Annotated in this window: 11 protein-coding genes; 5 read left to right on the top strand and 6 right to left on the bottom strand. The window is 69.5% G+C overall.

The features are described from left to right. The first annotated feature begins 8 nt into the window (after positions 1–8). Both ACIGKL_RS07755 and ACIGKL_RS07750 read left to right on the top strand, forming a co-directional pair. Positions 9–608, top strand: a complete 600-nt coding sequence (locus ACIGKL_RS07755; protein ID WP_397486086.1) for a PolC-type DNA polymerase III — start codon at positions 9–11, stop codon at positions 606–608. A 138-nt stretch (positions 609–746) separates the two neighbouring features. Beyond that, entirely contained in the window at positions 747–2,090 is a 1,344-nt protein-coding gene (locus tag ACIGKL_RS07750; RefSeq protein ID WP_397486085.1) for a DEAD/DEAH box helicase, read from the top strand. 56 nt (positions 2,091–2,146) lie between these two features. Here the strand turns inward: ACIGKL_RS07750 and ACIGKL_RS07745 are convergent, their stop codons facing one another. From ACIGKL_RS07745 to ACIGKL_RS07735, 3 genes are all read right to left on the bottom strand, one after another. Further along, positions 2,147–3,019 (bottom strand): neutral zinc metallopeptidase, encoded by an 873-nt coding sequence (locus ACIGKL_RS07745; RefSeq protein ID WP_397486084.1) that lies wholly within the window; start codon positions 3,017–3,019, stop codon positions 2,147–2,149. A gap of 67 nt (positions 3,020–3,086) precedes the next feature. Then, the gene (locus ACIGKL_RS07740) at positions 3,087–3,521 is read right to left on the bottom strand and encodes a DUF411 domain-containing protein (RefSeq protein WP_397486083.1); all 435 of its coding nucleotides are present in this window, start codon (positions 3,519–3,521) and stop codon (positions 3,087–3,089) included. A 103-nt stretch (positions 3,522–3,624) separates the two neighbouring features. Further along, positions 3,625–4,974: a hypothetical protein gene (locus tag ACIGKL_RS07735; protein WP_397486082.1), complete on the bottom strand. Its 1,350-nt coding sequence runs from the start codon at positions 4,972–4,974 to the stop codon at positions 3,625–3,627. Positions 4,975–5,398: 424 nt separating this feature from the next. Between ACIGKL_RS07735 and ACIGKL_RS07730 the strand changes: the two genes are divergently transcribed. Next, positions 5,399–5,782: a DUF4345 family protein gene (locus ACIGKL_RS07730; RefSeq protein WP_397486081.1), complete on the top strand. Its 384-nt coding sequence runs from the start codon at positions 5,399–5,401 to the stop codon at positions 5,780–5,782. 48 nt (positions 5,783–5,830) lie between these two features. On the opposite strand, the gene trmA is transcribed toward ACIGKL_RS07730, so the two are convergent. Together trmA and ACIGKL_RS07720 are read right to left on the bottom strand one after the other, a co-directional pair. After that, positions 5,831–6,919, bottom strand: coding sequence for a tRNA (uridine(54)-C5)-methyltransferase TrmA (gene trmA, locus ACIGKL_RS07725; protein ID WP_397486080.1), 1,089 nt, complete (start codon positions 6,917–6,919; stop codon positions 5,831–5,833). Between the two features lie 134 nt (positions 6,920–7,053). Then, positions 7,054–8,346, bottom strand: a complete 1,293-nt coding sequence (locus tag ACIGKL_RS07720; protein WP_397486079.1) for an NCS2 family permease — start codon at positions 8,344–8,346, stop codon at positions 7,054–7,056. A 193-nt stretch (positions 8,347–8,539) separates the two neighbouring features. Here ACIGKL_RS07720 and ACIGKL_RS07715 point away from each other — a divergent pair, with 193 nt between their 5' ends. Beyond that, positions 8,540–9,091 carry a DJ-1 family glyoxalase III gene (locus ACIGKL_RS07715; protein ID WP_397486078.1) on the top strand — a complete coding sequence of 184 codons (552 nt, stop codon included), beginning with the start codon at positions 8,540–8,542 and terminating at the stop codon, positions 9,089–9,091. 102 nt (positions 9,092–9,193) lie between these two features. Here ACIGKL_RS07715 and ada read toward each other — a convergent pair whose 3' ends face one another. Beyond that, the gene (ada, locus tag ACIGKL_RS07710; RefSeq protein ID WP_397486077.1) at positions 9,194–10,216 is read right to left on the bottom strand and encodes a bifunctional DNA-binding transcriptional regulator/O6-methylguanine-DNA methyltransferase Ada; all 1,023 of its coding nucleotides are present in this window, start codon (positions 10,214–10,216) and stop codon (positions 9,194–9,196) included. A 120-nt stretch (positions 10,217–10,336) separates the two neighbouring features. Between ada and ACIGKL_RS07705 the strand changes: the two genes are divergently transcribed. Next, the gene (locus ACIGKL_RS07705) at positions 10,337–13,846 is read left to right on the top strand and encodes a response regulator (RefSeq protein ID WP_397486076.1); all 3,510 of its coding nucleotides are present in this window, start codon (positions 10,337–10,339) and stop codon (positions 13,844–13,846) included. The last annotated feature ends 106 nt before the right edge of the window (positions 13,847–13,952 follow it).

The raw sequence follows: 13,952 nt of genomic DNA, 5'->3' as shown, positions 1-13,952 counted from the left end.
GGATTTTCGTGGAATCCATCGCCGTCATCGACTTCGAAACCACCGGCGTGTCGCCGGCCCAGGCCCGTGCCACCGAGATCGGCGTGGCCATCATCGAGGGCGGGCAGATCGTCGCCCGCTACCAGAGCCTGATGAACGGCGGCGCCTGGGTGCCGCCCTTTATCGAGCAGCTCACCGGTATCAGCAACGCCATGCTGCGCGAGGCGCCGCCGTCGGCGCAGGTGATGGCCGAGGTGGCCGACTTTATCGGCGAGCGCCCGCTGCTGGCGCACAACGCCGCCTTCGACCAGAAGTTCTGGGACGCCGAACTGGCGCGCATCCGCCGTCGCCGCTCGCAGCCCTTCGCCTGCTCGCTGCTGCTGTCGCGGCGCCTGCTGCCGGAGGCGCCGAGCCACAAGCTGGGCAACCTCAACGCCTGGGCCGGGTTGCCGGACACCGGCCGCGCCCACCGCGCCCTGGCCGATGCCGAGATGGCGGCCAACCTGACCCTGCACCTGTTCGATTTGCTGCGCCGGCGTCACGGCCGCCACCAGGCCGATCACGCCTTGCTCTGCCAGTTGCAGAAGCTGTCGGCGGCCAAGGTGCGGGCGTTGCTGGCTGCCGGGTAGGCTCCAGTATGGACAGCGGGGGCGCCTAGCCTTGCCGGCGATGGTGAATGACGCGAAGGTATCGCCCGCAAGCGGGCTCCTACAAGTGTGCTGGCGCGGGTAAACTGCGCGCCTGTTTCTTTTCGACCGGTTGCCCCCATGACCTTCGCCTCCCTCGGCCTGATCGAGCCGCTGCTGCGCAGCCTCGAAGGCCTCGACTACCAGACCCCGACCCCGGTGCAGAGCCAGGCGATTCCCGCCGTGCTCAAGGGGCGCGACCTGATGGCCGCGGCGCAGACCGGCACCGGCAAGACCGCCGGTTTCGCCCTGCCGCTGTTGCAGCGCCTGACCCTGGAAGGCCCGCAGGTGGCGAGCAACTCGGTGCGCGCGCTGGTGCTGGCGCCGACCCGCGAGCTGGCCGAACAGGTGCTGCAGAGCTTCCTGGTCTACGGCCGGCACCTGCCGCTGAGCTGCTACGCGGTGTACGGCGGGGTCAGCATCAACCCGCAGATGATGAAGCTGCGCAAGGGCGTCGACGTGCTGGTGGCCACGCCGGGGCGATTGCTCGACCTGTACCGGCAGAACGCGGTCAGGTTCAACCAGCTGCAGTGCCTGGTGCTTGACGAGGCCGACCGCATGCTCGACCTGGGCTTCGCCCGCGAGCTGGACGAGCTGTTCAGTGCGCTGCCGAAGAAACGCCAGACCCTGCTGTTCTCCGCCACCTTCTCCGACGTTATCCGGCAGATGGCCGGCGAGCTGCTGCGCGACCCGCTGTCGGTGGAGGTCAGCCCGCGCAACGCCGCGGCCAAGAGCGTCAGGCAGTGGCTGATCCCGGTGGACAAGAAGCGCAAGGGCGAACTGTTCCTGCACCTGTTGCAGAAAAAACGCTGGGGCCAGGTGCTGGTGTTCGCCAAGACGCGCAAGGGCGTCGATCAGCTGGAGCAGGAACTGCTGGCCATCGGCGTGGCCGCCGACTCGATCCACGGCGACAAGCCGCAGCCGACGCGGCTGCGCGCCCTGGAGCGCTTCAAGGCCGGCGAGGTGCAGGTGCTGGTGGCCACCGACGTGGCCGCACGCGGGCTGGATATCGACGACCTGCCGCTGGTGGTCAATCTGGATCTGCCGATCAACGCCGAGGACTACGTGCACCGCATCGGCCGCACCGGCCGCGCCGGCGCCACGGGCGAGGCGATCTCGCTGGTGTGCGCCGACGAGGTGGAGCAGCTGGCGGCCATCGAGAACCTCACCCAGCAGCTGATCAAGCGCGTCGACGAGCCCGATTTCATCCCCGACCACCGCGTACCACTGACGGCGGTTGGCGGCCAGGTGCTGAAGAAACCGAAGAAGCCCAAGCAGAAGCTGGTGCCCGGCGCCGCCAAGCCGGCCGGCAAGGGCAATATTCACCTCGGCCGCTGGTTCGAGGATGAGGATGCCAAGCCCAAGGCCAAGGCGGTGCGCAAGGTGCCGAGCTTCGGCGGCAAGCCCAAGGGCGGCAAGAAGTAGGGGCGCCGTGCGCACCTCATGCAGATGAGGGCGGCTGGTCGGCCTCGCGACTACGGCTACAACCGCGCCACCTTGAAGGTATCGCAGCGTCCGGGCTGGCCGCTGTCGAAGCCCATGCGGAACCAGCGCACGCGCTGCGCCGAGGTGCCGTGGGTGAAGGCGTCCGGTACCACCTGGCCGCGCGCCTGTTTCTGCAGACGGTCGTCGCCGATGGCGCTGGCGGCGTTCAGCGCCTCTTCCAGATCGCCTTCCTCCAGCCAGGCATGGCGGCGCTGCGCGTGGTGCGCCCAGACCCCGGCCAGGCAGTCGGCCTGCAGCTCCTGGCGCACCAGCAGGCCGCCGTCGCCCTCGACCCGTTCGCCGCGCTGGCGCGCCGCGTTGACCTTGGCCGAGACGCCGAGCAGGGTCTGCACGTGGTGGCCGACCTCGTGGGCGATGACGTAGGCCTGGGCGAAGTCGCCGGCGGCGGCGAAGCGCTGCTCCAGTTCGCGGAAGAACGCCAGGTCGAGATAGACCCGCTGGTCGCCCGGGCAGTAGAAGGGGCCTACCGCGGAGTTGGCGAAGCCGCAGGCCGAGTTGACGCCGCCGGAAAACAGCACCAGCTTGGGATCGCGGTACTGCTGGCCGGCGCTCTGGAACAGCTCGCGCCAGGTGTCCTCGGTGTCGCCGAGGATGGCGCGGACGAACTCGCTGTGCTCGTCGCCCGCCGCCGGTGCCTCGCCCTGGGGCAGGCCGACCTGGCTGGTCTGGGTGGCCTGGCCGGCGATCTGGCCGAGGATCTGCAGCGGGTCCTGGCCCATCAGCAGGCCGACGATGACGATCACCGCCACCCCGCCCAGGCTCAGCCCCTTGCCGCCCATGCGCATGCCGCCGGAGCGGCCGCGCGCGTCCACTACGTTGTCACTGCGTCTTGCCTTGCGCCAGCGCATCTTCGCTCTCCCTGTGGCTCGGACTGTTCAGTGTCGTCGGCGTCTGTGCTGCGCGCCAGGCCGGCCGTCAGTTGCCGGGGTAGTCGGCCAGCACCTGGTCGCGGCGCTCGCGGTCCAGGCCGATCACCTGGTAGGCGTCGACGCGGTCGCCGTACTCCATGCCGGGCGAGCCGACCGGCATGCCGGGCACGGCGGCGCCGAGCAGGTCCGGGCGCTGGCGCAGCTTGAGGATGTCGGCGGCCGGCACGTGGCCTTCGACGAACTTGCCGTCGATCACCCCGGTGTGGCACGAGGCCAGGCGCGGCGGCACGCCGAGGCGCAGCTTGACCGCGGCCATGTCGGTTTCGACGTGGTCGTTGACGGTGAAACCGTTGTCCTGCAAATGGCTGATCCAGGCCTTGCAGCAGCCGCAGTTGGCGTCGCGGTGGACGTCGATGGTCAGCGGTTCGGCGGCCTGGGCCAGGCCGGCAAAGAGGGCGATGGCGAGTAGCGAGCGGCGCATGATGGGACTCCGATGGGCTATGGCGCAGAGCATAGCGCCATGGCCGGGGATGCCCAAGGACCGCGATGCGGCTCCGGAGGCGAACTCCGGAGCCGCGGCAGGGTTACTCCAGTTGCATCAGGCCGGGGTCGCGCTGCACGGGCTGGATCTGCTCCTGCTTCACCCCGCTCTTGAGCATCAGCTTGAGCTGGCTGGCCTTCTGGCAGGCGTTCTGCCCATCGACGAAGACGCCGCCCTGATTGCACTTCCAGTCATAGAAGTTGGCCAGGCCGCCGGCCAGCTGCAGGCTGTAGTCGGTGCTCTTGGTGCCGGGGCTGAAGGGTTGGCCGGCGGGGATGTTCTGGAACCAGCGCATCCACTCGGGCGAGCCGACGGCCGGCGGATTGGCCTGGAAGGTCGGGTTCATGATCGCCAGTTGTGGGTATTCGCCGGTCATGTGGCAGCTCATGCAGGAGCTCACCGGATTGTCCACCGGGCCGTTGAGGCGGCCGTTCCAGCCCAGGTGGGTGGGCGGCAGCTCTGCGCTGTTGGCGTTGATCGCGGTCTGCTTGAGGTTGGGGTTGATCCGGGTCTGGCTCGGCTGCGGGTTGCTGTAGTCGTTGCCGGTGTCCTGCGGGTCGTTGCCCCACATGATGCCGACCGGTACCAGGTTGTCCCAGCCGGCCTTGCCGGTGACGGCGCCGTTGTACTGGAAGGTGCCGAAGATCCAGCCGGTCTCGTTGATGCGGGTGTCGCGCACGGCGATGTCCATCTGGATCAGGGCGACTTCCTTCACCTCGCGGTCGGCCGAATCGAAGCTCGTGGTGATATAGCCCTGCCAGAGCACCGGGTTCTGCAGGAACGGCACCTGGCTGCGGTCGACGTCGGCGAACAGGGCCTTACACACCACGGTGCCGTCGGCGAAGCTGTTGGGCGTGGAGGTGAAGTCCGGGTTGGGGTTGTGCGGATCCTTCCAGACCTGGCCGATGGTGTAGGCGCCGATGTCGTTGTAGATGCCGACCGCGTAGGTCTGGCCGGTGGTGGTCTGGGTCGGGGCGAGTTGCTTGGCCTGGATCTGCGCTTCCTTGGTCAGGCCGTGAATGCCTTCGCGGCCCAGCGGGCCATAGTGCTGCCAGGGCATATGGAACCATTGGCGCAGGCTGTTCTTCTGCACGTTCCAGTCGTTTTCCACGTTGCCTTCCAGGCAGTAGTCCTTGACCGCGGCCATGTACTCGCGCCAGGTCTCGAAGTCGTTGCTCGGCGAGCTCGGCAGCAGCTTGAAGAATGCCGGCAAGTCGGACGCCGGCGGCGCCTCGGCGGGGTAGGACTGGCTGAGCTGGAACAGCGGGCCGCTGTATTCGCTGGCGGGAGGCTGGTAGCCGAAGTCGGGGTAGGCGCCGGCCTGGGCCAGGGCGGCGAACAGGGGCGTGGCAATCGCCAGTGTGCTGATCAGGGTTCCTTGGGACTTGCGCATGGATCGTCTCCTTGACGTGGTGCACGCCTGCCGGGCGCGGGACTCGCGCGATGGAGCAGGGTGTCCGTTATGTCTGTATTGGCTGCGCCGCGCCGCTGGGCGCGGGCGACTCACGGTGCTGCGGGCTGGGCTCCTTAGACGGATGGCAGGGAAGGTACTCAGGCAGACGCGCGGCGCTGTGCCGGCGAGCGGAAGGACGAGAGCGGCGCGAGGGGGGCAGGCGGGCACGTCGACCTCCTTGTCGAGTACGGTGGGGTGCGGCTGGTGCAGGGGTAGTTGTAGATCATCCTGACGAAAGCGCCATGAACATTTGCCCGCAACTGTGCGCAAGCGCAAGGTGCGCAGGCCTGCGGCGCGCGAGTCCAGGCTTTCGGCCGGGGCGGGCCCGGACTATGCTCGCCACTCGTCGCACGAGGAGTCGCCCATGCTGTTCGCCCGGATCGTGGTACTGATCCAGATCGCCGCCCTGACCGGGCTGGGCCTGGTGTATTTCGTCAAACCCCATGAAATGGCCAGCCTCAGCGGCGCGTTGCTGATGGGCAATGCCGCGGTGACCGAGGTGCGCGCCTACTACGGCGGCCTGCAGTTGGGCCTTGCCGCCTACCTGGTGCTGGCGCTGCTGCGCCTGGAGCTGCTGCGCCCGGCCTTGACGCTACTGGTGCTGCTCTACAGCGTGCTGGCCCTGGCGCGTATCGCCGGGCTGTGGCTGGACGGCGGCGCGCAGCAGACCTTCAACCTGGCCGCATTGCTGCTGGAGCTGGTCTCGGCCGGGCTGGCGGGGTGGGCGTTGCGCGGGTTGGATCGCTAGCCCGTAGCCCGGATGCAATCCGGGGCAGGTGATTCGGCCGAATGCCGCTCAGCGCCGCTCCAGCAGCACCCCGGCTTCCATATGGTGGGTGTAGGGGAACTGGTCGAACAGCGCGCTGCGCGTCACCTTGTGGGTGTCGTTGAGCTGGGCGATGTTGGCGGCCAGGGTCTCGGGGTTGCAGGAGATGTAGAGGATGCGCTGGAAGCGCCGGGTCAGCTCGCAGGTGTCCGGATCCATGCCGGCGCGCGGCGGGTCGACGAAGACGCTGCCGAAGTCGTAGCTCTTGAGGTCGATGCCGGCCAGGCGGCGGAACGGCCGTACCTCGTTGAGCGCCTGGGTCAGTTCCTCGGCGGAAAGGCGCACCAGCTCGACGTTGTCCACGCCGTTATCGGCCAGGTTGGCCAGCGCGGCGTTGACCGAGGTCTTGCTGATCTCGGTGGCCAGCACGCGGCGCACGCGAGTGGCCAGCGGCAGGGTGAAGTTGCCGTTGCCGCAGTACAACTCCAGCAGGTCGTCGTCGCGCTGGCCGAGGGCGTCATAGGCCCAGTTCAGCATCTTCTCGCACACCGCGCCGTTGGGCTGGGTGAAGGCGCCTTCCGGCTGACGATAGCGGAAGGTCCTCCCGGCCGCCCTCAGTTCTTCTTCCACGTAATCGCGGCCGATCACCAGGCGCTGGCCACGCGAGCGACCGACCAGGCTGACGTTCAGCGCGGCGGCCAGGCGTTCGGCCTCGGCCTGCCAGGCGGCGTCCAGCGGACGGTGGTAGGCCAGGGTGATCAGCGCATCGCCGGCCAGAGTGGTGAGAAATTCCACCTGGAACAGTTTGAACGACAAGGTTTCGCTGGCCTGCCAGGCGGCGCGCAGGCGCGGCATCAGCTGGTTGATGCGCAGGCTGGCGATGGGGAAGTCGTCGAGCAGGATCGGCGTGTGCTTGTCGCCCGGGGCGAACATCGCATAGTGACGCTGGCCGTCCTCGCGCCACAGGCGGAACTCGGTGCGCAGGCGGTAGTGCTCGCGCGGCGAGTCGAACAGCGCAGGCTCGGGCGCGCCGAAGGGCGCCAGCAGTTCGACCAGGCGGGCCTTCTTCTCGGCAAGTTGGGCGTCGTAGGCGGCGGGGTCGAATGCGGGGCGGCTCATCGGTCACTCTTGGGGCGGGAAAACGGGCCGCCATTGTAGCGGAGCCGATGCCGGCGTGCCTTGGGCTGCTCGTCGGCGTTCGCTGAAGGTGGGCCGAAGCGGCGCGCCGCCCGGCCCATCCTGCAGGGGAGGGGTCAGGCGAACAGGCTCAGCTTGACGACGAACAGCGCGGAGAGAATCCACATCGCCGGGTTCAGCTCGCGCCAGCGCCCGGACAGCAGCTTGACCGCAGTCCAGGCGATAAAGCCGAAGGCGATGCCGTTGGCGATGGAGAAGGTCAGCGGCATGGCCAGGGCGGCGGCCACCACCGGGGCGGCGACGGTGAGGTCGTCCCAGTCGATCTGCGCCAGGCTGCTCATCATCAGCACGGCGACGAACAGCAGCGCCGGCGCGGTGGCGTAGGCCGGCACCGAACCGGCCAGCGGGGCGAAGAACAGGCTGAGCAGAAACAGCGCGGCGACCACGCAGGCGGTCAGGCCGGTGCGCCCGCCGGCGCTGATGCCGGCGGCGGACTCGATATAGCTGGTGGTGGTGCTGGTGCCCAGCGCGGCGCCGGCCATGGTGGCGGTGCTGTCGGCCATCAGCGCGCGGCCCAGGCGCGGCATCTTGCCGTCCTTGTCCAGCAGGTCGGCCTTCTGCGCCACGCCGACCAGGGTGCCGGAGGTGTCGAACAGGTCGACGAAGAGGAAGGCGAAGATCACGCTGATCAGGCCGATGTCCAGGGCGCCGGCGATATCCAGCTGGAGCAGGGTCGGCAGCAGCGACGGCGGCATCGACACCACGCCCGGCAGCTCGGAAAGACCCAGGGCGATGGACAGGCCGGTGACCAGCAGGATGCCGATCATCACCGCGCCGGTGATCTTGCGATAGGCCAGCGCGGCGATCACGAAGAAGCCCAGGCAGGCGAGCAGGGCGCCGCCCTGGCTGAGGTCGCCGAGGCCGACCAGGGTGGCCGGGTGATCGACCACGATGCCGGCGTTCTTCAGCGCGATGATCGCCAAAAACAGGCCGATACCGGCGGCGATGCCGGCGCGCAGGGCCAGCGGGATGCTGTTGATGATCCACTCGCGGATCTTGAAGATCGACAGCAGAAAGAAGATCGCGCCGGAGAGGAACACCGCGCCCAGGGCGGTCTGCCAGCTGTAGCCCATGGTCATCACCACGGTGTAGGTGAAGAAGGCGTTGAGGCCCATGCCCGGTGCCAGGGCGATCGGGTAGTTGGCCAACAGGCCCATCACCGCCGAGCCGATGGCCGCCGCCAGGCAGGTGGCGACGAACACCGCGCCGTGGTCCATGCCGGTCTCGGCCAGCATGTTGGGGTTGACGAAGAGGATGTAGGCCATGGTCAGGAAGGTGGTGAGACCGGCGATGACCTCGGTGCGCACGTTGGTGTGGTGCGCTTTGAGTTGGAACAGTCTTTCCAGCATGGTGGGCTCCCCGGAGGCGCGAACGCGCCGAAAGTGGTGTGCAGCAAGCTAAGCATATTCGCGGCGGAAAATTGCCCGTTTGCGCAAAAGCCGCGCATCATAGCAGCAAGGTTTTTCCCGGTGAATTTATGGTCTGTCGTCTCATTTTATGACCAGGCGGACAGATTATTTTCCTGCCTGAAGGAGTTGAGATATGAGCAAGCGTGCGCTGATCGCCGTCGCCGACGGCGTCGAAGACCTCGAATGCGTGACCCTGATCGACGTGCTGCGCCGCGCCGACATCGAGGTGCTGGTGGCCAGCATCGAGGAACGCCGCATGATCACCTGCGCCCGCGGCACGCGGCTGACCGCCGACGCCATGCTGGTGGACGTGCTGGCCCAGGATTTCGACCTGATCGTGCTGCCCGGCGGCATGCCCGGCGCCCAGCACCTGGCCGATTTCGAACCGCTGGCCGAGCGGGTGCGCCGGCAGGCCAAGGCCGGCGAGCTGTTTGCCGCCATCTGCGCCGCGCCGGCGCTGGCCCTGCAGCAGTACGGCGTGCTCAAGCAGCGGCGCATGACCTGCTACCCGGCGTTCAGCGAGCGTCTTTCCGGCTGCACCTTCGTCGACGAGGCGGTGGTGGTCGACGGCAACTGCATCACCAGCCAGGGACCGGGTACGGCGTTGGCCTTTGCCCTGTGCCTGGTGGAACAACTGGTGGGCCGCGGCACGCGCGGCGAGGTGGCCAAGGCGATGCTGGTGTAGATGCCTGGATCGAACACCGGCGATATTGGTGCGCACAGCGCACCCTACGGATTGGCTGCGGGCCTGTAGGGTGCGCCGCGCGCACCGAGAACCCGCGATGCTCTACGACTGTTCCTGCTCCAACAAGCGCCGCTTGCGCGCCAGCCCCCAGCGGTAGCCGCCCGGGCTGCCGTCGCTGGCCACCACGCGGTGGCAGGGCAGCAGCAGGCCGATGGCGTTGCTGGCGCAGGCGCGGGCCACCGCGCGCGGGTGGCTGTGCAACTGGCCGGCCAGTTCGCCGTAGCTGCGCGTCTGTCCCGGCGGGATCGTCTGCAGCGCCTGCCAGACGCGCTGCTGGAAGGCGCTGCCGCGAATATCCAGGGGCAACTGGGCGGCCCGCGCGGGCTCGTCCAGTTGCTGCAGCACCTGTTTCAGCCAGGCTTTCAGTCCCTGGCCGTCTTCTTCCAGCCGCGCGGCGGCGAAGCGCTGCTGCAGCTCGCCGCGCAGCGCCTGCTCGTCGTCGCCGAACAGCAGGGCGCAGACGCCCTTGGCGCTGGCCGCGATCAGCACCTGGCCCAGTGGGCAGGGGGCACTGGCGTAGCGCAGGCGTTCGCCGGCGCCACGCCGGCGGCGCTGCGCCGGGCTCATGGCCTGGGGTTTTTCATACAGGGCGCGGGTGCCGGAATAACCGGCGGCCAGGGCGGCATCGAGCACGCTATCCGCCGTGCCCAGTTGCGCCTCCAGGCGCTGGCGCCGCTGGGCGGCGGCCCAGGCATGCGGCGTCAGCCCGGTGCGGGCCTTGAAGGCGCGGGCCAGGTGCGAGGGCGACAGGCCGATGCGCGCCGCCAGCTGGGCCAGGCTCAGGCGCTGCTCGCCGCGCAGCAGCTGGCAGGCGGCGGCGACCAGGGCGTCGAGCTGCTGCGCCGGGCTCTGCCCCTGCGGCGAGCAGCGCTTGCACGGGCGAAAGCCGGCGGCCTCGGCGCTGGCCGCATCGCCGTGGAAGCTGACGTTGTCGCGCCGCGGCCGCCGCGCCGGGCAACTGGGCCGGCAGTAGATGCCGGTGCTGCGCACGGCGAAGACGAAGCGCCCGTCCTGGCCCGCATCGCGGGCGCAGACGGCTTGCCAGCAGTGGTCGGTGTCGAGCATGGGACCTTCCTCCTGATGCTGTCGATTGTCGGCCGGCAGCCGCGCGCTGCCAATCCGTAATGCGCTTTCAAAGCCGGGCTAGGCTTACAGCCCATCGACGGCCGGCAAGGGGATGCAGGCATGGCGCGTTATGCTCGTTGGGCGCTGGCGATGCTGCTGTGGGGCGCGCTGGCGCCGGCACTGGCGGCGTTGCCGCTGAGCAAGGCGGAGCAGCACTGGCTGGCGCAGCACCCGCAGCTGCTGGTGGGGGTGGAACGCACCGGCTGGCCGCCGTTCGACATGGTCGAGGACGGTCGCTATGAGGGCATCAGCGCCGATTACCTGCGCCTGCTCGGCGAGCGCCTGGGGGTGGAGATCGACGCGGTCTACTTCGACGACTGGGAGCAGGCCCTGGCCGCGCTGCGCGAGGGTCGCATCGAGATCCTGCCGTCGGTGGCGCGCACCCCCGAGCGCGAGGGCTGGATGCGCTTCAGCGATCCTTATCTGATCAGCAGCAGCCTCATCTTCAGCCGCCCCGAGGTGCCCGTGCAGCAGGTCGCCGACCTGGCCGGCAAGCGGGTGGCCATCGAGCGTGGCTACGTGCTGCAGCAACTGCTGCGCGACGAGGTGGCCGGCATCGCGTTCGTCGAGACCCTGAACACCGAGGAAGCCCTGCGCGCGGTGTCGTCCGGGCGCGCCGAGGCCTACGTCGGCGACATGATAGTGGCCAGCTACCTGATCCGCCGGCACAACCTGACCAACCTGGAGCTGCGCGGCGAGTCGGGGCTGAGCAGCAGCGAGATCCGCTTCGGCGTGCGCCGCGACCTGCCGCAACTGGTCGACCTGCTCGACCGCGCCCTGGCCAGCCTCGGCCGCGAGGAGCGCGAGGCGATCCGCGATCGCTGGCTGCCGCCGCTGACCGAGTTCAACTGGCGCAAGGCGCTGCAGGTGGGCTGGCCCTACGCCCTCGGCCTGCTGGCGCTGATCGTCTTCGTGCTGGTGTGGAACCGTCGCCTGGCGGTGCAGATCGCCGAGCGCCAGCGCGCCGAGGCCGAGGCCAGGCGCCAGCGCAGCACCCTGCTGGCGCTGATCAACGCGATTCCCGACCCGATCTGGTTCAAGGACGTCGAGGGCGTCTACCGCGGCTGCAACCCGGCCTTCGCGGCGATCTTCGCGCGCAGCCCGGAGAGCCTGGTCGGCTGCCGCGACGAGCAGCTGTTCGACGCCGCGCTGAGCCGCGAGCGCGCCGGCCTCGACCGCCGCGCCCTGGCCAGCCGCGCGCCGCTGGAAACCGAGACCTGGCTGGATCACGCCGACGGCCGGCGGGTGCTCTACGACACCCTGCGCGCGGCCTTCTACGACGACCGCGGGCAGTTGCTCGGGCTGGTCGGCACCGGCCGCGACATCACCGTGCGCAAGGAGGTCGAGGAGGCGATGGCGCGGGCCAAGGCCCTGGCCGAGCAGGCGGCGCGGGCCAAGGCGGACTTTCTCGCCAACATGAGCCACGAGATCCGCACGCCGATGAACGCCATCATCGGCATGTCGCACCTGGCGCTGAAGACCGACCTCGACCCGCGCCAGCGCGACTATCTGAACAAGATCCAGCAGGCCGGCCAGCACCTGCTCGGGGTGATCAACGACATCCTCGACTTCTCCAAGATCGAGGCCGGCAAGGTCAGCGTCGAGTGCATCGAGTTCGACCTCGAGCAGGTGCTCGACAACCTGGCCAACCTGATCGGCGACAAGGCCGCGGCCAAGGGCCTGGAACTGCTGTTCCGCCTCGATCCGCAGGTGCCCTGCAGCCTGCTCGGCGATCCGCTGCGGCTGGGGCAGATCCTGATCAACTACGCCAACAACGCGGTGAAGTTCACCGCCGAGGGCGAGGTGGAGGTGCGCATCGAGCTGCAGCGGCGCGACGGCAAGCAGGTCTGGCTGCTGTTTTCGGTGCGCGACACCGGCATCGGCCTGGACGCCGAGCAGCAGGCGCGGCTGTTCGAATCCTTCCAGCAGGCGGACAGCTCCACCACCCGCAAGTACGGTGGCACCGGCCTCGGCCTGGCCATCTGCAAGCGCCTGGCCGAGGCCATGGGCGGCGAGGTCGGGGTCGACAGCCAGGTCGGCGTCGGCAGCCGCTTCTGGTGCCGCCTGCCGTTCGCTCTGGCCAGTCGCCAGCGCCCGGCGCTGCAGCCGCAGGCCGATCTGCGCGGGCGGCGGGTGCTGGTGGTGGACGACAACGACAATGCCCGCCAGGTACTCGCCGAGCTGCTGGGCAGCATGACCTTTCGCGTCGCCGAGGCCGCAGGCGGCTTGCAGGCGCTGGCCCTGGTACGCCAGGCGCAGGCCGCCGGCGAGGGCTTCGAGCTGCTCTTCATCGACTGGCAGATGCCCGGGATGGACGGCCTGGAGCTGGCCAGGCGGGTGCGCGCGCTGGCGCTGACGCCGCCGCCCAAGTTGCTGATGGTCAGCGCCCACGGCCGCGAGGAGCTGCTGCAGGGCGCGCAGCGGGTCGGCGTCGAGGACGTCCTGCTCAAGCCGCTCAACCCCTCGCTGCTGTTCGATGCGGCGATGCGCTGCCTGGGCGGCAACGGCGGGCTGAGCAGCTATGCGCGCAGCGGCGTGGGCGAGGCGGTACCGGATTTCGCCGGTCGTCGTGTGCTGCTGGTGGAGGACAACGAGCTGAACCAGGAAGTGGCCAGCGGCCTGCTGCAGGAGGCCGGGCTGCAGGTGGAGCTGGCCGGCGACGGTGCGCAGGCCATCGAGCGCCTGCAGGCGGCGGCGGACGAGCATTACCAGCTGGTGCTGATGGACATGCAGATGCCGGTGCTCGACGGCCTGGCGGCCACTCGCGTGCTGCGCGCCCAGCCGCGCTTCGCCGCGCTGCCGATCCTGGCCATGACCGCCAACGCCCTGGACGCCGACCGCCAGGCCTGCCTGGACGCGGGGATGAACGATCACCTGAGCAAGCCCATCGAGCCGGCCACGCTCTGGGCCACCCTGCAGCGCTGGCTGCCGGCGGCCGCGGCGGTCGCCGGCGCGCCGGCAGAGCCGACCGATCTCGGTTTCGCGCTGGCGGGCGTGGACGTGGCCAGCGGCCTGCGCCGGGTGCTGGGCAAGCGCGCGCTGTACCTGGAGCTGCTCGGCAAGTTCGCCGCCGGGCAGGGCGAGTTCCCCGCGCAGCTGCGCGCCGCCCTGGCCGATGCCGACGGCGCGCGCGCCGAACGGCTGGCCCACACCTTCAAGGGCCTGGCCGGCAGCATCGGCGCCGGCGCCTTGCAGGCGCAGGCCGCGGCGCTGGAGCAGGCCCTGCGGCAGGGCGCCGCCGTGGCGCGGATCGAGGCGCTGCTCGGCGAACTGGAGCCCGCGCTGCAGGCGCTGCTCGCCGCCATCGCCGCGCAACTGCCGGCGCCGCCGTTGCCGCGCGCGGTGGTCGTCGAGCGCGGCGAATTGCAGCGGGTCTGCCAGCAGCTGGCGCGGTTGCTCGACGAAGACGATCCGCGCAGCGGAAAACTGCTGGAGGAACAGCGCGAAATGCTGCAGAGCGCCTTTAATGAGGGGTATGCCGCCATCGCCCGCGCGGTGCGCGGCTACGATTTCGAGCGGGGGTTGCTGGCCTTGCGCGAGGCGGCGGCCGGGCAGGGCATAGAGTGCTGAGAACGTGTTTACGATCTGCTGCGCGTCGGCCCTGCTGCGTTGAAAACAGGCTCGGACTGCTCATTTACAGCTCGTAAACTCCGCGTCCTCGCCTGTTTTCGCCTTG

Source organism: Pseudomonas sp. NPDC077186, from assembly GCF_044543505.1.
Lineage (GTDB): Bacteria > Pseudomonadota > Gammaproteobacteria > Pseudomonadales > Pseudomonadaceae > Aquipseudomonas.
The sequence above is the reverse complement of the archived record's forward strand: the minus strand, read 5'-3'. Positions and strand labels throughout refer to the sequence as shown.